An 18,957-nucleotide genomic window follows, 5' to 3' on the forward strand; every position below is an offset into this window, starting at 1 on the left:
TATGCCTGGCGGCGATAGCGTTGTGGTCCCACCTGACTCCATGCCGAACTCAGAAGTGAAACGCACCCGCGCCGATGATAGTGTGGCAGCTGCCATGTGAAAGTAGGTCACTGCCAGGCACCCAATTCTGCTGATATAGCTCAGTCGGTAGAGCGCACCCTTGGTAAGGGTGAGGTCCCCAGTTCAAATCCGGGTATCAGCACCATATTAAAATTAGATATAGTAAGTTTTGTTTGACTGCCATAGCGTTGTGGTCCCACCTGATCCCATGCCGAACTCAGAAGTGAAACGCACCCGCGCCGATGATAGTGTGGCAGCTGCCATGTGAAAGTAGGTCACAGTCAAACACCTATCACCAAGCCCCGCTCGCAAGCGGGGCTTTTTCGTTTTTGCATTCAACCTCAGACATCTATATCCATATATTTATTAAGTGATCATGCTATTAAAAGGTGAAGATGATCACCTTTTTTTATCTGTATTTACCGCAAAATGTGGCATAACAGGCATTTTATCTGCAAGTTAACAAAAGGTTACCAGTTTTCCTGGCGATTGGCTGCAGCAAAGTCCAACTAACCATGTGAGCAAGATGAACGACAAAAATAACCAGATTGACATCAAAGATGTCACAGGAGCTGTGCGTTCCCACAGGCCGGTAGACAATGGCCATATCTATGTCCGAGCCCAGCAAGGCCGGTGGCAGCGTCTGCGTAAACAGATGGGTTGGTTTTTTATGTTGCTGTTCCTGGTAGGACCCTGGCTGACCTGGGATAGCCGTCAGGCTGTTTTACTGGATGTGGTTGAGCAGCGGTTCCATATTTTTGGTACCACCATCTGGCCTCAGGATTTTACCCTGTTGGCCTTGTTGTTTGTGGTGGCGGCCTTTGCCCTGTTTTTTATCACCACGTTTCTAGGCAGGGTGTGGTGCGGTTACCTGTGCCCGCAAACCGTATGGACCTTTTTATTTATTTGGTTAGAAGAGAAATTCGAGGGCAGTGCCAATAAACGTAAAGTGTTGGACAAGTCCCCTTGGAACCTCAATAAAGTATGGCGTAAAACCGGCAAACATCTGAGCTGGCTATTGGTTTCCCTGTTCACCGGTTTCACCTTTATCGCCTATTTTGTGCCGGTACAAGAGCTGGGCCTCGGTTTGCTTACCTTCTCCGCCGGCTTCTGGTCTGCCTTCTGGGTGGTCTTTTTCGCCTTCTGTACTTATGGCAACGCAGGCTGGATGCGTACCATTATGTGTACCCATATCTGCCCCTATTCCCGTTTCCAGTCGGCCATGTTCGACAAAGACACCTATACCGTCAGCTACGATGCGAAACGGGGCGAGGCCCGTGGCCCCAGACCTCGTAAGAAGGACCCCAGGGAGCTGGGCCTGGGTGATTGTATCGACTGTGATATGTGTGTACAGGTCTGCCCGGCCGGTATTGATATCCGTGATGGTCTGCAGTACGAGTGCATCAACTGCGGCGCTTGTGTCGATGCCTGTGATCAAACCATGGATCGCATGGGCTATCCAAAGGGGCTTATTAGCTATACCACGGAGCACAAGCTGCAGCATGATCAAACTCATGTGGCCAGGCCCAAGCTGATTGGCTACGGTTTAGTGATGGTGGTGATGCTGGCGGCCTTCGTATATATGGCCGCCAGCATCATGCCCATGGGGCTGGAAGTGATCCGCGATCGCAACCAACTGTATCGCGAAACAGCCGAGGGCCTGATCGAAAATACCTACACCCTTAAAATCATCAATAAGACCCTGGCGGCGGAAACCTATCAGCTGCATGTGGAAGGGCTGGACGAGGTTGAGTGGATAGGCCCTACCGAGGTTATCGTCCAGGGGGGTGAGGTCTATACACTTCCCATCAGCCTCTCGATAGACCCTTATAACCTGGCCAGCCCGGTACGGGATCTGGAGTTTGTGGTGACTCGCGAGGGCGTCCGCCCGGACGAACGGATGGCGGCGAGCCGGAGTCCCAGCAAGTTTTTCAGTTCACGCTAACAAGCGTTTAGGCCATGGGGGTGATAACCTCCATGGCTGCCTTCCCGTGATTTGTAGGATTTTTTATGGAATATACCCAGCTGACGCCGGATTTTATTGCCGATGCCCTCGGCAGCATGGACATCTATCTGGACTCCGGCCTGTTGGCGCTCAACAGCTATGAGAACCGGGTCTATCGTTTTAAAAACGATGAGTTGGGTGCCCTGGTAGTGAAGTTTTACCGCCCCGAGCGCTGGTGCAAGGAACAAATACAGGAAGAACATGGCTTTCTAACGGCCCTGTCTCAGGCCGGTGTCCGGGTGGCGGCGCCGATGAGCCTGCAGGGAGAAACCCTGTTCGAGTATCAGGGACGGCTGTTTGCCCTTTGGCAAAGCGTGGGCGGCCGACAATTCGAAGCCGATAACCTGGAGCAGTTGGAGGCACTGGGCGAGCAACTGGGGCGTTTGCATCAGGTAGGAGGCGCTTTTCCCTTACGGCACAGGCCGAGACTTACCACCGCCGACTATCTGCATCAATCCTATGACATGCTGAAGCAAAAGGCACAGATCAAGGCCGGCAGCACTGCCAGGGAATTTTTCGGTGTCTTGGAAAGGCTGATTACCAAGGCCGAGCCATTGTATCGTCCCCGGCATGAGCTTACCCTGCATTGCGACTGCCATGTGGGCAATATTTTATGGCGGGACGGCCCCCTGTTGGTGGACTTTGATGATTGCCGCAGCGGACCGGCGGTACAGGATATCTGGATGATGCTCAGCGGTTCCCGTCAGGAGCAGTTGGTGCAACTGGATACCATACTGGCGGGCTATGAAACGGTACGGAATTTCTCCCAGGCTGAATTGGCGCTGATCGAGCCGCTTCGGGCCATGCGCATGGTGCACCATATGGCCTGGCTGGCGGCTCGCTGGCAGGATCCGGCGTTCCCGGCCAACTTTCCCTGGTTCAATACCGATGATTATTGGTTGCAGCAGACCCGAATACTCAGCGATCAGCTGACAGCCCTCGATGCTCCGCCTTTGTCCTTGACGTCCTGGAATTGATTGCTTAATTTGAAGACGCCTTTAATGAATGGGATCCACTATGAAAAATATACTGTTTTCGCTGTTTGTTTTTATGCTCACACCCCTGGCGATGGCTGCAACTGAGTTCAAGGAAGGCGTTGAATACACCGTCGTTAAAGAGACGGCGACCAGTACACCTGAGGTCATAGAATTTTTCTCTTATGTCTGCCCCCATTGCTACAGCTTCGAGCCCCTGGTTAACGGCTTGGCGGAGCGGGTACCAGACGCTGATATCAAAAAGGTACCGGTAAGCTTTTTGGGCCGTGACATGGGACCGGTATTGCAGAAGGCCTATGCAGCGGCCCGCTTGCTGGAAGTCGAAGACAAGATGACCCCGGTTATTTTCGAGCAGATCCATCGGCACAAGAAGATGCCCCAATCCATGGATGATGTGAAGGCGATATTTGTCGCCAACGGGGTGGAGGCAAGAACCTTCGACGGTGTCATCAACAGTTTCGCCCTGAATGGCATGGTGGCTCAGTATGACAGGACAACCGAGGCCTTCAATGTCAGGGGAACGCCGACCATAGTCGTTAATGGGAAATATGAGCTTAATATGGGTGAGATCGGTTCAGAAGAGCGTTTTTACCGCATCGTTGAACATTTACTCAGCATGGAATAAAGGATATCGAGGGGCCCTGGCCGGCCCCCTATCAACATTTGGTTTTTTTATCGGTAATGGCGTGTACATTGCTGGCTTTCGTTTCTTGAGAGCCTTCACCATGTATGATCCATTGTTCCGTGGGCAGGTGAAACAGATAGTATTTTTCCCGGTGGAGATCGCCGACAAAACCCATGCCGTAGAGGGCCAGTTCATAATGGATGTCACGGATAAAATCCGGTGTGAAGCGTTGCCGCCCCGACAAGGTGCCAATATCGCTTCTGGTTAGGTAGACACCGGATTTTACATCTTTCAGCTGCCCCGCCAGCCAGTTGGCAAACTCTTTTGCACTTTTCATCAACACTTCCTTTTGCCGCCAGCCCATCCTATTTATAGCAGCAGTTAAAGCCTCAGTCTTGTTATTGTTTAGCCCCGCAGCTGTCGCAATAGCCTGTCCATGGCCCTGTAGCCGAGGGCTTCGATCAGGTGAGCCCTGGCTATCTCTTGCGTTCCCTCCAGGTCGGCGATGGTGCGGGCGACCCGGATCAGCTTGTGCCAGGCCCGTATGGATAACTTCATGCTGTTCAGGGCCAGCTCGAGGAAGGCAGCGTCATCGGCCTTGAGCGGGCAGAGCCTGTCCAGTTCGGACGAGTTCAGGCGGCCATTGGTTTTGCCGGCCCTGGCCAGCTGTCTCGCCCGGGCCGCCAGTACCCTTTCCCTGATCGTTGCCGTACTTTCGGCTTTGGGCCTGGGGCGACTGAGGGCTCCGGGAGGCAGCAGGGGAATTTCAACCGACAGGTCGAATCTGTCCAGGAAAGGCCCGGATACCTTGCCCAGATAACGCAGGATCTGCTCGGGAGAGCTGCGGCTCATGCCATCACCATAGTGGCCGCAGGGGCTGGGATTCATGGCGCCGATCAGCTGGAAATGGGCGGGAAAGGTGACCCTGTGGGCCGCCCTGGAAATGGACACAGAGCCTGTTTCAAGTGGTTCCCTCAGGGCATCCAGCACTCGTCGTTCGAACTCGGTCATTTCGTCGAGAAACAGCACTCCGTTATGGGCCAGGGAAATTTCTCCTGGCCTGGGGTAGCTGCCACCGCCTACCAGGGCAACGGCGGAAGCGGAATGATGAGGTTGGCGAAAGGCCCGCCGCCGCCAGTCATGGGGGTCCAGCCCCTGGCCACTGATGGAACGAATCGCCGCCGCCTCCAGCGCCTCCCGCTCCGACATGGGCGGCAACAAGCCGGGCAGGCGGCTGGCCAGCATGCTTTTTCCCGTGCCCGGTGGTCCCAGCAGCAAGAGGTTATGTTCGCCCGCTGCGGTAATTTCCAGGGCCCGTTTGCCGCTCTCCTGGCCGATCACCTCACTGAGGCAACCGTCTTGCTGTTGTTGGTGGTGTTCTGTCGGAGCCGGTGCGGCCAGCTCTCCCTGCCGGTGCAGCCAGGCGGTGATGGCCAGCAGGTGGGGAGCTATCTTGGCGGGGGTGGGATGGATCAGGCCGGCTTCGGCTTCATTACTGGCAGGCAATATCAGTTGCCGGCCGGTTTCCCTGGCCGCCAGCACGGCCGGTAGGGCACCTTTGATCGATCTCAGTTCACCGGTGAGCGCCAGCTCCCCCAGGAATTCCAGCCGCTCCAGTGACTGAGCCGGGATCTGCCCGGAAGCGGCGAGGATGGCGATGGCGATGGGCAGATCGAAGCGTCCGCCCTCCTTGGGCAGATCGGCGGGAGCAAGGTTGACCGTGATCCGCTTGGCTGGAAATTCAAATCCGGCATTGAGCAGGGCACTGCGTACCCTGTCCCTGGCTTCCTTGACCGTGATCTCCGGCAGTCCGACGATGTTGAATGCCGGCAGGCCATTGGCCAGATGGGCTTCAACCGTGACCAATGGAGCGGTGATCCCCAGGCTGGCCCGGGCAAAAACAACGGCTAGTGACATCCCTGTACCCTTATTTTTTATTCTGATAAAGATAGTTTTGCTGGTATTTCATACTGGTTGGATCGGGGTTGAATCTGGACTTTTTATTTCCTTTCCCGGATAAAAATCTTGTTTCATCCGGCCGCCCGTGCTAGTTCTATAGGCCAGTTGCAGCCGGTTTAGCCGGCGATCTCATTTATTATGGTCGGTATATGAATTTGTTCGCTCGTTTCGTCAACATTATCGTGGTCCTAGTGGTGATTATTAAATCACCGCTCGGGGCACCGTGGTCTGACGAAAGGTAACAACGCCGACAGACGACAACAAAACCCCCGAGCAAACCGCTCGGGGGTTTTTTTTTAAGCATATTTTCAGGCAAGTGACAGGACAACAACGCAAATGAATGGCGCTCAATACATTGTTCAGGCATTAAAACAACAAGGGGTAACCCAGATCTTCGGTTACCCGGGAGGAGCCATCATGCCGCTGTATGATGCCCTGTACGATGGTGGCGTCGAGCACCTGCTGTGTCGGCACGAGCAGGCTGCGGCCCTGGGTGCCGTCGGCTATGCCAGAGCCAGTGGTCAGGTGGGTGTCTGTATGGCCACGTCCGGCCCGGGCGCTACCAACCTGATCACCGGTCTGGCGGATGCCATGCTGGACTCCATTCCGGTGGTGGCCATCACCGGCCAGGTGCCGATGGCGGCCATCGGCACGGATGCCTTCCAGGAAGTGGATGTATTGGGCATGTCCCTGTCCTGTACCAAACATTCCTATCTCGTTGAAAGAGCGGAAGACCTTGGTGCCATCATCGCCGAAGCCTTCGAGGTGGCCAGCTCCGGTCGGCCCGGCCCGGTGCTTATCGATGTGCCCAAGAATGTCCAGGTAGCGCTGGTTGAGCCCAAGCCGCTAGGCACCAGCAGCGTCGAACCCGAACCCCTCGATGAGGTGGGCATAGCGGCCGCCAGGGCATTGCTGGCCGCCGCCGAAAAACCGATTCTCTATGTGGGGGGCGGTGTCGGCATGGCGTCGGCAGAAGCAGAATTACGTGCTTTTGCCGCCGCCAGCCAGATCCCGTCGGTGACCACCCTCAAGGGTATAGGCACGCTGGAACCGGACGATGAACTGTTTTTGGGCATGCTGGGTATGCATGGAACAAAAGCCGCAAATTTGGCAGTACAGCAGTGTGATCTGCTGTTGGTGGTCGGCGCCCGTTTTGACGATCGGGTGACCGGCAAGCTGGATGCCTTTGCGGTTAATGCTAAAGTCATCCATCTGGATAAAGACGCCGCCGAATTCGGCAAGGTGCGCCATGCCCAGGTGGGTATAGCGTCCGAGCTGAAGGCGGTGCTGCCCGCCCTGACCCTGGGTGAATTACAGATCGACGACTGGCGGCAGCGCTGTCTGGCGTTAAAGGCCCAGCATCCCTGGCGTTACGATCACCCGGGCGACAACATCTTCGCACCGCTGATGCTCAAGCAACTGAGCGAGGCACTGGATGACGGCGCCATGGTCAGCTGCGACGTGGGCCAGCACCAGATGTGGGTGGCCCAGCACATGCGCTTTACCAGCCCCCGTAACCACCTGAGCAGCTCTGGCCTGGGCACCATGGGCTTCGGCCTGCCGGCGGCGATCGGTGCCAAGCTGGCCCGGCCCGGGGACGAGTCGGTGCTGGTGTCCGGTGACGGCTCTTTTATGATGAATGTACAGGAGTTGGGCACCCTCAAGCGCGCCCAGCTGCCGGTGAAGATGGTGTTGCTCGACAACCAGCGCCTGGGCATGGTGCGTCAGTGGCAGGAGCTGTTTTTCGATGGCCGTTACAGCGAAACCATACTGACCGACAACCCGGACTTCGTGGCCCTGGCCGCTGCCTTCAATATTCCCGGGGAAACCATTACCCGCAAGGCCGAGGTGGCGCCTGCCATCCAGCGTATGCTGGCGGCCGATACCGCTTATTTACTACATGTTCGCATTTCAGCGGAAGACAACGTCTGGCCCTTGGTGCCGCCGGGCGTCGCCAACGATCAGATGATGGAGGATCAAGCATGAACCAGCACAACCTGCAGATAGAGACCCAGTTTCGCCCGGAAGTGCTCGAGCGGGTATTGAGGCTAACCCGCCACCGGGGCTTCCGGGTCGATGATATGGAAATGTCTACCTCGGTTGATTGTCAAAAGTTGAACATTCGGGTTACTGTCAGCAGTGAGAGACCCATTCAGCTGCTGAGTCGCCAGCTCGAAAAGCTGATGGATGTCACCCGTGTGGAAGCGCAGTTGCTGGAACAACGGCTCAAAAAAACGGCTTGAGGAAACAATAAATGTCTACCGCGAAATATATCTGGTTCAACGGTGAAATGGTGCCCTGGGAAAATGCCCAGGTGCACGTTATGACCCATGCCCTGCACTATGGTTCTTCCGTGTTTGAAGGCATCCGCGCCTACAAGACCCCCCAGGGTTCGATGGTTTTTCGCCTCGAAGAACATGTGCAGCGATTGTTTGATTCCGCCAAGATCTACCGGATGAACATCCCCTATACCAAGACCGAGCTGATGGACGCCTGCCGTCATGCGGTCAGCAAGAACGATCTGGACAGCGCCTACCTGCGTCCGCTGGCGTTTATCGGCAATGTCGGCCTGGGCCTGAATGCACCGAAGGACGTGCCCTGCGAGGTGATTGTCGGCGCCATTCCCTGGGGTGCTTATCTGGGAGAAGAGGGTCTGGAGCAGGGCGTGGATGTGTGCGTGACCTCCTGGAACCGGCTGGCGCCAAACACCATGCCCACCGGTGCCAAGGCCGGCGGCAACTATCTGTCTTCCCAGCTGATTTCCGGTGAGGCCAAGCGTCACGGCTACGCCGAGGGGATTTCCCTGGACGTGCACGGCCATCTGAGCGAGGGGGCCGGCGAAAACCTGTTCCTGATCAAGAACGGCGTGCTCTATACCCCGCCGGTGACCGCCTGTATCCTGCCCGGTATCACCCGCGATACCCTAATGACCCTGGCCCGCGATGCCGGTTACCAGGTGCGGGAGGAAGCCATCTCCCGCGAGGCCCTGTATCTGGCCGACGAAATGTTTATGACCGGCACCGCCGCCGAAGTGACCCCGGTGCGCAGCGTGGATGGCATCGAACTGGGCGAAGGCAAGCGCGGACCCATCACCGCCCAGTTGCAGAAGGCCTTCTTCGGGTTGTTTGACGGCACCACCGCCGACCAATGGGGTTGGTTGACCCCGGTAAAAGATTGATTATCAGATAGAGAGAGGGGCGCAGCGCGCCCCTGTTTTCCTCAGTTGTTTTTTCAGGAGTTAAAGAATGCCAAGGTATCGTTCAGCCACCACCACCCACGGCCGCAACATGGCCGGCGCCCGCGCCCTCTGGCGTGCCACCGGTATGACCGAAGAAGACTTCGGCAAGCCGATCATCGCGGTGGTCAACTCCTTCACCCAGTTCGTGCCGGGCCATGTGCACCTTAAGGACATGGGCCAGCTGGTGGCGCGGGAAATCGAGGCCGCCGGCGGGGTAGCCAAGGAATTCAATACCATCGCCGTGGATGACGGCATCGCCATGGGCCACGGCGGTATGCTCTACAGCCTGCCCAGCCGGGATCTGATCGCCGATTCGGTCGAATACATGGTCAATGCCCACTGTGCCGATGCCATGGTGTGTATCTCCAACTGCGACAAGATCACCCCGGGCATGCTGATGGCCGCGCTGCGGGTCAATATCCCGGTGATCTTCGTCTCCGGCGGACCCATGGAGGCGGGCAAGACCAAGCTGTCCGATCAAATCATCAAACTGGATCTGGTGGATGCCATGATCCAGGGTGCCGATCCCACCGTATCCGACGCCCAGAGCGAGCAGATCGAACGCAGCGCCTGCCCGACCTGCGGTTCCTGCTCCGGCATGTTCACCGCCAACTCGATGAACTGCCTGACCGAAGCCCTGGGTCTGTCCCAGCCCGGCAACGGCTCGCTGCTGGCCACCCATGCCGACCGGGAACAGCTGTTCAAGTCTGCCGGCCACCGTATCGTCGAGTTGACCAAACGCTATTACGAGCAGGAAGACGGTTCTGTGCTGCCGCGCAATATCGCCACCAAGGCGGCCTTTGAAAACGCCATGGTGCTGGATATCGCCATGGGTGGCTCCACCAATACGGTGCTGCACCTGTTGGCCGCCGCCCATGAGGCGGGGGTCGATTTCACCATGACCGACATTGACGCCCTGTCGCGCAAGGTGCCCCAGCTGTGCAAGGTGGCGCCGTCCACCCAGAAGTACCATATGGAAGACGTGCATCGCGCCGGTGGCGTGATGGGCATCCTCGGCGAGCTGGCCCGTGCCGGCCTGCTGCACACCGACGTGGCCACCGTACTGGGCATGACCCTGGCCGATCAGCTGGCCCAGTATGATGTGATGGTGACCGGCGATGAGGCGGTGAAGACCATGTTCCGCGCCGGCCCCGCCGGTATCCGTACCACCAAGGCGTTCAGCCAGGATTGTCGCTGGCCGACCCTGGACGACGACCGCACCGAAGGCTGCATCCGCAGCATCGACAACGCCTACAGCCTGGAAGGCGGTCTGGCGGTGCTGGCCGGTAACCTGGCGGTGGACGGTTGCATCGTCAAGACCGCCGGTGTCTCCGACGACAACCTGACCTTCCGTGGCCCAGCGCGCATCTATGAAAGCCAGGATACCGCGGTGGCCGGCATCCTCGGCGGCGAAGTGCAGGCCGGCGAGGTGGTGGTGATCCGTTACGAAGGCCCCAAAGGGGGTCCGGGCATGCAGGAAATGCTCTATCCCACCACCTACCTCAAGTCCATGGGCCTGGGCACCAAATGCGCGCTGATCACCGATGGCCGTTTCTCCGGCGGTACCTCGGGCCTGTCGATCGGCCACGTGTCGCCGGAAGCCGCCTCCGGCGGCACCATAGGCCTGGTGCAGAACGGCGATATGATCAACATCGATATCCCGACCCGCAAAATCGAACTGGACGTGCCGGTAGCCGAGCTGGCGGCACGTCGCGAGGCGATGGAAGCCAAGGGCGAGCAGGCCTGGCGTCCGCTTGATCGAGAACGGGAAGTGTCTTTCGCCCTGCGCGCCTACGCCTCACTGGCGACCAGTGCCGACAAGGGTGCGGTACGCGATCTCAGCAAGCTGGGAGGCTAACATGGCGCATTCGGCACCCAAGGACAGCGCAAAACCCCGCTCGGCGGCCGAGTATTTACGCAAGATCCTGCTGTCTCCGGTTTACGAGGCGGCCCGGGTGACCCCCTTGTCGCCGCTGAAGAAACTCTCCGAGCGTTTGGGGCACCCTGTGTCCCTGAAACGGGAAGATATGCAGCCGGTGCATTCCTTCAAGCTCAGGGGCGCCTATAACAAGATTGCCCAGCTGAGCCGGGAACAGCAGCAGGCCGGGGTGATCGCCGCCTCCGCCGGCAACCATGCCCAGGGGGTGGCCTTGTCCGCCTCCAAGCTGGGCATTGATGCCACCATAGTGATGCCGACCACCACCCCGGATATCAAGGTGGAGTCGGTGCGCCGTTTCGGCGGCAAGGTGGTGCTGTTCGGCAACAACTTCGACGAAGCCTATGGCCGCTGTTGCGAGCTGGCCGCGGCCCAGGGGCTGACCCTGATCCCGCCGTTCGATGACGAAGACGTGATCGCCGGCCAGGGCACTGTAGGCCGGGAGCTGCTGGAGCAGGACACCCACCTGACCCATGTGTTTGTGCCGGTGGGCGGCGGCGGCCTGGCCGCCGGGGTGGCGGTCTATATCAAGCAGCTGTTACCCCAGGTCAAGGTGATCGGCGTCGAGGCCGAGGGCTCCGCCTGCCTGAAGGCGGCGCTCAATGCCCACGAGCCGGTCACCCTGGAGCGGGTCAGCCTGTTTGCCGACGGGGTGGCGGTCAAGCGTATCGGCAGTGAAACCTTCCGCCTGTGCCAGCAGTATCTCGATGGGGTGATCACCGTCAGTTCCGACGAGATCTGTGCCGCGCTCAAGGATATCTTCGAGGATACCCGGGCCATTGCCGAGCCTTCCGGCGCCTTGTCGCTCGCCGGCCTGAAAAAATACAGCCAGGCCGGTGATTACGGCCATGCCCGCATGGCGGCCATTCTCAGCGGTGCCAACGTCAACTTCCATGCCCTGCGCTATGTGTCCGAGCGTTGTGAGCTGGGTGAAAAGCGGGAGGGGCTGCTGGCGGTGACCATTCCCGAATGCAAGGGGGCCTTCCTGGCGTTTTGCGAGGTACTCGGCAACCGTATGGTCACCGAGTTCAATTATCGCTACTCCGCCGAAGACAAGGCGGCCCTGCTGGTGTCGGTCCGGCTCAGCGAGGGTGACCGGGAGCTGGCGCAGATCATGATGGAGCTGGAACAGGCCGGTTATCCGGTGGCCAACATGACCGACAACGATCTGGCCAAGTCCCATGTGCGCTATATGGTCGGCGGGCGTCCGCCCAAGCCGTTGCAGGAGCGACTGTACAGTTTCAAGTTTCCGGAGCAGCCGGGTGCCCTGATGCGCTTTTTGCGCACCCTGGGTACCCACTGGAACATCAGCCTGTTCCACTACCGCAACCATGGTGCCGAATATGGCCGCGTGCTCTGCGCCTTCGAGCTTCCCGATGCGGATCTGGCTTCCTTCGAGCAGCACCTGGCCGAACTGGGCTACGTCTGGCACGATGAAACCCGGGATCCCGCCTATCGGTTCTTCCTGGCGAATTAAGCGTTGCCCACAGGCGTCTCCGGCCTGGTGGTGAAAGGGGTGGGCTGGACAGTTCTGTCAGCCACACCTCCGCACCTCCGCCAGCAAGATTGTGCACAACAATGTATTGATAAAGCCCCATTATCCTGCTCTAATCCTGAGCGCTTCTTCATTGCTTTCAGGGGTCCCTATAGATGGGTCTGTTGTCTGCTGTACTGGCTGGGATCGGCCAGATCTACTTTATCAACCGCCCCCTTCCCGGTTTGTTGATCACCCTGGCAGTGGCCTGGGTCTCCCCCTACATGGCGCTGGTCATGCTGCTGGCCACGGCCGGTGCAACCCTGACCGCCCACTGGCTCAGGTTCGATGCACAGCTGCAGGCGGAGGGGGTCTATGGCTTTAATGCCGCCCTGGTGGGGCTGGCCCTGGCCCTGTTCGCGCCCGATAATCCCTGGGTACCTTTGGTCGCCGTGGTACTGGGTTGTGTTTCTTGCTTGGTATATTTTTTATTACGCAAGCTTGGAAATATTCCCTGGTATACACTGCCCTTCAACCTGTTGATCCTGCCTTGGCTGTACTGGAGCGGGCAGCGTCTGGCCGATGAAGTTCCGGATGGCTATCAGTTTGCCTTGTCGGCGGTGGGCCAGGTGGTGTTTCTGCCCGATACCCTGCCGGCGGTACTGATTTGTATTGCCTTGCTGATGGCGGGTATCGGTATGCTGGGTTGGGCGCTGGCGGGCGGATTGCTTGCCAGCCTGTTGGCATTGGGGCTGCTGGTCAACCCGGATTATATGAACTTTGGATTGACCGGCTATAACGGGGTGCTGGCGGCGATCGCCATGTTCTGGCAGCGATTGAAGTTCGGCTGGAGCTTGGCCGCCGCCCTGCTGGCCGGGGGGATGACAGCCGTCATGCTCAAGCTGGGCCTGCCGATGCTGACTATGCCCTTCGTGTTGAGTTGCTGGCTTTGCCTGCTGGCCCAGTGGCTGGCTGGAAATAGGTGTCAGCCCACACCTCCAAAGATAAGGATATAGAGATGATGAAACTGGGATTTATTGGTATCGGCCTGATGGGTCAACCCATGGTGCTACGTCTGCTGGCGGCGGGTTTTGAAGTTCGGGTGTGGAACCGCAGTCCGGACAAGCTGGCGGTGGTGAAGGCGGCGGGTGCCACCGAGGAGGCAAGCATCGCCGAGCTGGTGGCCGGGGTGGATCTGGTATTGCTGTGCCTGGCCAATACCCAGGTGGTGGAGCAGCTGGTGTTCGGTAAAGACGGGGCGGCGGCCCATGGCCGGCTCGGTCAGCTGCTGGTGGATTTCTCCAGTACGGATCCGGAAGCGACCCGAGATTTCGCCGCCCGTCTGCAGGCCGCCTGCGGTATGGGCTGGGTCGATTCGCCGGTGTCCGGCGGAGTGGCCGGAGCCGAGCAAGGCAGCCTGGCGATCATGTGCGGCGGTGAGGCGGCGGATATCGAACGCATCCAGCCGGTATTGGCGCCGTTGTCCCAGCGCGTCACCCATATGGGTCCAGTTGGGTCTGGTCAGGTGACCAAGGTCTGTAACCAGATGATCGTCGGCTGCAACCTGATGGTGCTGGCGGAGATGATGGCCCTGGCCAAGGCCTGTGGCGTGGATGCGGAAAAGATCCCCTTTGCGCTGGCCGGCGGCTTTGCCGATTCCAAGCCGATGCAGCTGACCGGTCCGCTGATGGCCGCCGAGTCGGATCCTGAGCCGAAATGGCATGTGCGCACCCTGCTCAAGGATCTGGATATGGCGGTGGTCCAGAGCCAGCGCGCCGGCAGCGCCACCCCCATGTCGGGACTGGCCGCCCAGCTGATGCGCCAGCACGGCAGTAAGGGTTTCCTGGAGCGGGATCCGGCAACCCTGATCAAGCTCTATAAAGACGGAAGCGCAGCTAAATAACTGATTTCAATTGTACTACAGAGGACAGGCCGAATGCCGCAACACCGTAGGTTAAGGCCACCTGCGTTTTAGGGCTACTGCGAACATTCACTGGATGTTCGGTCAGCCATAAAGCTTGGTGCAGGCAGCAAGCTGCCCCCTGGGGGCTCTGCCGCGCCACTGACCGCCAGGGATGGCGGAAATGTCGGAACGGCAGGAGCACTTTCCGGCCCTGGCGCGGAGGGCCTACTTATCGGATCCTGACCGCTGTCTCAAATGTAGCGGTATTTGTATCAGTTATTTAGCCTAAACTGGCTGACTGAGTGTCCGTCGAGCGGGCTAATGCTCGCGCCGGTCAAGGTCCGTAGAAATGCCGCCAGCGCCGCTTTTTCCTCATCGTTCAGCCCCAACGGCCCAACCAGCGGGGATTGCCCGGGCGCGCCCGGGCCCCCCTGATCATAAAAGGCGATCACCTGCTCAAGGGTGGCAAGCGAGCCATCGTGCATATAGGGGGCGGTGAGTGCGATATTCCTGAGCATGGGGGTTTTGTAGGCCCATCGGTCAGCCGGATCCCGGCTGACCTCGAAGCGACCAAGATCGCTGGGCGGCGGTTGCCCTATACGGCGGATATCCCCGGCGGTCAGTTCTGCCCTAGTGCCGGGGGCCAGCTGTACGGTGACACCGGCTGGCGGGCGGCTGCGCAGCCAGCCGATGCCGGTGTTGTGGAAGTCAAAATCAGAAAGCAGCGCCGAACGTTCGCCTATCAGGTGGCAGCTGGCACACCGACCCTTACCGATAAAAATCCGATACCCCTGTTTTTCCAGTGCGCCGAGTGCCTGTTCCTCCCCGCGGTAGCGGAAGCGATCGAAGCGGGAATGACCCGACACCAGAGAGCGCTGGTAGCTGGCGAGCGCCTGGCCCACCCGGTCGGCCGAAGGTCCCTGACCGGCAAAGGCCGTCTCGAACAGGCCATCATAATCGGGCAGTGAGCGCAGCCGCTCGAGCAGGTGGCCGACAGAGGGATTGGCCATCTCGTTGGTGGCCAGCAAGGGGTCCCAGACCTGGGTTTCCAAGCTGGAATCGCGGCCGTCGTGGAACAGCAGCGGATGGTAGCCTATGTTGAGCAGGGTCGGGGCGTTGCGGCGCACCGTCGCCCCCGCGTTGCCGACCGGGGTGCGCAGTTCATGGGCGGTGAAGCCTTGGGTGGGGATATGGCACATGGCACAGGACATGGTGCCGTTTAGGGACAGCCGGCGATCGAAAAACATTTTCTTGCCGAGCGCGATTTTTTCCTCCGTGGGCGGATTATCGGCGGGCACGGGTAGGGCGGGCAAGCCGAGCGGGATCGGGATAAGGGGCTGGGCGGCGAAGGCCGTCATCGCCAAGGCCAGGATCCAGGAACATGCCGCCCCGGCCGTTTTAGGAAGCCGGCCCGGTCTCGAGCAACAGGGTTTCGATGTCATTGAGCAGCACCTCCGGGATCAGGAAGGCGGTGCTGTAGATTTCCCGGATCCCGCCCTTGCCATCGATCAGAAACATCTTGAGCAGATGGTTCCGCACCCGCGTCGGTTTGCCCTTGTTATCCAACTCCACCGTCACCTCTTGCCCGAGGGCATCCAGCAAGGGTTTCAGCTCGGCCACCGAGCGGGTGGTCAGGAAATGCCAGCGTACCGGGCTGGCCGGATCGGCCAGTTTGCCGGCATAGTGTTTCATCGTCGCCGGATCGTCATGGCTAGGATCGAACGACAGACTGACCAGGCGTACCCTGCGAGCCTGCTCGGGCCGCTCCAGCAAGCGTTGCCGTACCCTCATCATGGTCTTGAAGGCCAGCGGGCAACCGAGCGGATCGACGCAATAGGTGTACATAAAGGTAAGCAGGGTGACTCGGCCCCGGGTGTAGCGGGAAAAGTCGCCGGCTTTGCCGTTGCTGTCCAGCACGGGCCCCTTGGGTGCCTGCTGGATAACCGGCAGCCGATAGCTGCCGGGCGGCGGGGCGGCGAAGTCCTGCTTGGGTTCCCGGAGCCTGGGCTCTGGCTCACCCGCCGCCAGCACGGAGGCCGTTAACAGCATACCAAGGCCTGCACACAGCCAGCGGGCGACAGCTTGGTGCCTGGCCATGGGCTCAGTCGTGCCGTGTCAGACCGACGGTCTCGGCCAGCGCCGCCGTCTGTGCCGGCTTGGCCGAGAATTTCATATGATGGGCGCGGCCGAGCTGCAGTTTGTTGAAGTCGAGCGCAAATTGTTCAGTCAACTCCTTGCCGTCCCAGTGGAACAGCTTAAGGAATTGCTCGTTGTCGTCATCCTGTTTGTCCCAGTTCGCCAGCAGGCTGCTGGTGAAATAGACCCGCTTGCCATCCCAGCTCTGACTCACCATATTGACCTGGGCACCGATCACCTTCTCATAAACCTGGACCGGTGCTTGTGGGTTGGAGATGTCGAAGTAGCGGGTCTTGCCGTCCATAAAGGTATTGACCCACAGGCCCTTGGCATCGGCCGTAATGGAAATATCCACCGGTAGCGGCACCTGGGCCGGATCACCGATGGTGGCGACTTCCCGCGCCTGCCATTCCCCGCCCTCGTCCTGCCTGATCAGCACTAGCTTGGAGGTCAGCGCGGCTGCGCTCAGTGCCCAGTTATCCCCCTCTTGCAACGACCAGCGGATTTCCAGCGGCGCCCCGGGCACACTCATGACCTTGTGTGGCGTCATCGCTTTCAGATCCCACATCACCATGGTATTGCCGAAGTGCTTCATCGCCTCCGGATCCTGCACCAGCTTGCCGAAATCCATCATATAGTTGTTCCAGCCAGTAAAGCTGGAGGTCAGCAGGACATTCTTCTGTGGGTTGATGCCTATGTCATAACCGTAGCCATCGGCCATCACCTCGCCGTACTGGCCGGTGGGCATATCGTATTGGGCGACAAAGTCCCCCTTGTTGTTGTAGATCACCAGGCCGGTGCGGCCGCCGTGATCCGAGGTGTTTGACAGCGCCTGTACCATTATCCTTCCCGGCAGCGCGTAGAAGGTGTGCGGGCCGACAAAGCCGGTTTTATCGGAAAAATCCGAGATCGTCCTGATCAGCTTGGGCTTCGCCGGATCCGTGCCGATATCGAAAATAAAGATCTTGTTGTCGTCCAGGCGTCCCGCCCACAGATATTTACGGTCGTCGGTGAAGCCGGCATGGTGCGCCTCGCCGCGGCCACCGACCGAGACGGAATCAATGACCTTGCCGTAGTCCCCGGATTGGGGGTTGACGTCCACGGTAACGAGTTTATCCGACTCGTCCCCCAGGCCTTTGACGCCCAGTGTCCAGACATGGATATAGTCTTCCTGGCCCTTGATAAGGGGTGCCGTGTACGGGGAGTTACAGGTTTCATCGGCAGCAACGGGAGCCGGGGCGACCAAGGCGGCCATCAGGACGAGTGTCAGTAGGCTTAAGGGGATAGCTGGCGTTTTCATTGGGGTTACTCCTTGCTGGCGTTGAATCCGGGCGGACTCGGCCACTCCTAAAAGGATAGGAAGCCATACCAGGGAGAGCAACCGGGCAAGGTGGGCACAAAGGGGAGCAATAAAAAGGGAGCCGAAGCTCCCTTATATTCAGGCTTGTGGCGCCAGCGCCAGGCTGTGCCGGTAGTAGTCGTTGGCCTTGGCCAGGTCCTTGCGTTGTTCGGCTAGGCCGGCCAGCAGCACATAATCCCGGGCCTCGGGTTTGAGGGCCACCGCCTTCTGCAGGTGCTCCTCGGCCTCTTTTGGCTGGTTGTCCTTCAGATACAGCTGGCCCAGTACCGAGTGCAGCTGATGACTGTTTTCCTGTTTGGCCCGTTTTTCCAGCTTGTTCAACAGGGGATGGTAGTCGCTCAGCTGCAGCTGGGTCATGCATGCCAGCAGGCGGTTGTCGGCACTTTTATCCATACCATCCAGCAGCAATTGCTGAGCTTCCTTATGCGCCTTCAGATGGATCAGCCGGTCACACAGGGGAACCAGGATGTCGGGCTGGTATTTCTGTTTGCGGGCCAGCCCCTGCCAGGCGCCGAGCAGGCCTTCGCTGCCGTCCCGTCGGGCGGTGTTGTCAAACCAGCCGGCGTAGGCCTGCTGTTGCAGGCGCTGTTTTTCGTCGGCCTGGATCAACTGCTTGCTGTCCAGGTTGTCGAGGATGGCCAGCAGCTTTTCCCATTCGCCCAGGGCCAGGTAGACCTCTTTCTGCAGCTTGAGGAGGGCGGGCTGGGTGCCGTGATCCTGTTCCAGCTGCTCCAGACCGGCCAGGGCCTGCTCAAACTGACCCTGCTGCATCTGCAGTTTGGCCTGGGTAATGCCCACCGCCAGGCTGGCGTCCGGGCTTTGTTCATGGGCCTGGCGCAGGTAATCATCCCGCTTGCTGTTATTACCCTGGGCCTGGGCGGCGGCGGCGGCATTCAGGTAGTTGAGTAGGGCCAGTTCATTACCTTTGGTGCCCTTGACCAGCATTTTCTCGGCGGTGGCGTAGTCTTCGGCCACCAGGGCCTGCATGCCGGTCTGGGTGAAATTCAGCGCCTTGCGACGGCGCCGGCCGATAAACCAGCCGCGGGTGCGATGGCTCAGGCCGAAAACCCGGCCTAGCAGCCACTCCAGAAACAGCAGCAGCAGGTAAAACAGCACGGCCGAAATCAGCAGCACGGTCACGGTCGATTCGATGGTGTATTGACCGGCGGCGATCAGCACATAGCCCTGACGACCGGCGATATCCGGGCCTATGATCAGGCCGGCGGCCAGGAAGGCGACAATAATGGCAAGGCGTATCATGGTCTC

16 protein-coding genes, 1 tRNA gene and 2 rRNA genes are annotated in these 18,957 nt (G+C 59.2%); 13 read left to right on the forward strand and 6 right to left on the reverse strand.

The features are described from left to right. Positions 1-4 precede the first annotated feature (4 nt). From rrf (ABD806_RS11490) to ABD806_RS11515, 6 genes are all read left to right on the forward strand, one after another. Positions 5-119 (forward strand): 5S ribosomal RNA (gene rrf / locus ABD806_RS11490). Positions 120-129: 10 nt separating this feature from the next. After that, a tRNA-Thr gene (locus tag ABD806_RS11495) sits at positions 130-205 on the forward strand. Between the two features lie 27 nt (positions 206-232). Next, positions 233-347: ribosomal RNA gene (gene rrf, locus ABD806_RS11500) — 5S ribosomal RNA — on the forward strand. A gap of 239 nt (positions 348-586) precedes the next feature. Then, entirely contained in the window at positions 587-2,005 is a 1,419-nt protein-coding gene (gene ccoG / locus ABD806_RS11505) for a cytochrome c oxidase accessory protein CcoG (RefSeq protein WP_344958076.1), read from the forward strand. Between the two features lie 65 nt (positions 2,006-2,070). Then, a complete protein-coding gene (locus tag ABD806_RS11510; protein WP_344958078.1) occupies positions 2,071-3,042 on the forward strand; it encodes a serine/threonine protein kinase in 972 nt (323 codons plus the stop codon). A 40-nt stretch (positions 3,043-3,082) separates the two neighbouring features. Continuing rightward, on the forward strand, positions 3,083-3,685 hold the full coding sequence (locus ABD806_RS11515) for a thiol:disulfide interchange protein DsbA/DsbL (protein ID WP_344958079.1): 603 nt from the start codon (positions 3,083-3,085) through the stop codon (positions 3,683-3,685). A gap of 31 nt (positions 3,686-3,716) precedes the next feature. Here ABD806_RS11515 and ABD806_RS11520 read toward each other — a convergent pair whose 3' ends face one another. Both ABD806_RS11520 and ABD806_RS11525 read right to left on the reverse strand, forming a co-directional pair. Next, positions 3,717-4,022, reverse strand: coding sequence for a hypothetical protein (locus ABD806_RS11520; protein ID WP_344958080.1), 306 nt, complete (start codon positions 4,020-4,022; stop codon positions 3,717-3,719). Between the two features lie 68 nt (positions 4,023-4,090). Beyond that, complete coding sequence (locus tag ABD806_RS11525; protein ID WP_344958082.1) at positions 4,091-5,602, reverse strand: YifB family Mg chelatase-like AAA ATPase; 1,512 nt, start codon at positions 5,600-5,602, stop codon at positions 4,091-4,093. Positions 5,603-5,980: 378 nt separating this feature from the next. Between ABD806_RS11525 and ilvG the strand changes: the two genes are divergently transcribed. From ilvG to ABD806_RS11560, 7 genes are all read left to right on the forward strand, one after another. Further along, positions 5,981-7,630 carry an acetolactate synthase 2 catalytic subunit gene (gene ilvG, locus ABD806_RS11530; protein WP_344958085.1) on the forward strand — a complete coding sequence of 550 codons (1,650 nt, stop codon included), beginning with the start codon at positions 5,981-5,983 and terminating at the stop codon, positions 7,628-7,630. Continuing rightward, complete coding sequence (ilvM, locus tag ABD806_RS11535; RefSeq protein ID WP_344958087.1) at positions 7,627-7,887, forward strand: acetolactate synthase 2 small subunit; 261 nt, start codon at positions 7,627-7,629, stop codon at positions 7,885-7,887. Before ilvG ends, ilvM begins: the two co-directional genes overlap by 4 nt. 11 nt (positions 7,888-7,898) lie before the next feature. After that, positions 7,899-8,822, forward strand: a complete 924-nt coding sequence (locus tag ABD806_RS11540; RefSeq protein WP_344958090.1) for a branched-chain amino acid transaminase — start codon at positions 7,899-7,901, stop codon at positions 8,820-8,822. A gap of 67 nt (positions 8,823-8,889) precedes the next feature. Continuing rightward, positions 8,890-10,740 carry a dihydroxy-acid dehydratase gene (gene ilvD / locus ABD806_RS11545; protein WP_344958092.1) on the forward strand — a complete coding sequence of 617 codons (1,851 nt, stop codon included), beginning with the start codon at positions 8,890-8,892 and terminating at the stop codon, positions 10,738-10,740. A gap of 1 nt (position 10,741) precedes the next feature. After that, positions 10,742-12,295 (forward strand): threonine ammonia-lyase, biosynthetic, encoded by a 1,554-nt coding sequence (gene ilvA / locus ABD806_RS11550; RefSeq protein WP_344958094.1) that lies wholly within the window; start codon positions 10,742-10,744, stop codon positions 12,293-12,295. 173 nt (positions 12,296-12,468) lie between these two features. Beyond that, positions 12,469-13,308 carry an urea transporter gene (locus ABD806_RS11555; protein ID WP_344958095.1) on the forward strand — a complete coding sequence of 280 codons (840 nt, stop codon included), beginning with the start codon at positions 12,469-12,471 and terminating at the stop codon, positions 13,306-13,308. A gap of 2 nt (positions 13,309-13,310) precedes the next feature. After that, positions 13,311-14,195, forward strand: a complete 885-nt coding sequence (locus tag ABD806_RS11560; protein WP_344958097.1) for an NAD(P)-dependent oxidoreductase — start codon at positions 13,311-13,313, stop codon at positions 14,193-14,195. Positions 14,196-14,467: 272 nt separating this feature from the next. Here the strand turns inward: ABD806_RS11560 and ABD806_RS11565 are convergent, their stop codons facing one another. The 4 genes from ABD806_RS11565 to ABD806_RS11580 all read right to left on the reverse strand — a co-directional run bounded on the left by ABD806_RS11565 (position 14,468) and on the right by ABD806_RS11580 (position 18,951). Then, complete coding sequence (locus ABD806_RS11565) at positions 14,468-15,553, reverse strand: cytochrome-c peroxidase (RefSeq protein ID WP_344958874.1); 1,086 nt, start codon at positions 15,551-15,553, stop codon at positions 14,468-14,470. 40 nt (positions 15,554-15,593) lie between these two features. Further along, positions 15,594-16,244: an SCO family protein gene (locus ABD806_RS11570; RefSeq protein ID WP_344958099.1), complete on the reverse strand. Its 651-nt coding sequence runs from the start codon at positions 16,242-16,244 to the stop codon at positions 15,594-15,596. A gap of 52 nt (positions 16,245-16,296) precedes the next feature. After that, on the reverse strand, positions 16,297-17,631 hold the full coding sequence (gene mtoX, locus ABD806_RS11575) for a methanethiol oxidase (protein WP_344958101.1): 1,335 nt from the start codon (positions 17,629-17,631) through the stop codon (positions 16,297-16,299). 138 nt (positions 17,632-17,769) lie between these two features. Next, positions 17,770-18,951 (reverse strand): heme biosynthesis HemY N-terminal domain-containing protein, encoded by a 1,182-nt coding sequence (locus ABD806_RS11580; RefSeq protein WP_344958103.1) that lies wholly within the window; start codon positions 18,949-18,951, stop codon positions 17,770-17,772. Between the last annotated feature and the right edge of the window lie 6 nt (positions 18,952-18,957).

It is taken from the genome of Zobellella aerophila (assembly GCF_039539325.1).
Classification (GTDB): Bacteria; Pseudomonadota; Gammaproteobacteria; order Enterobacterales; family Aeromonadaceae; genus Oceanimonas; species Oceanimonas aerophila.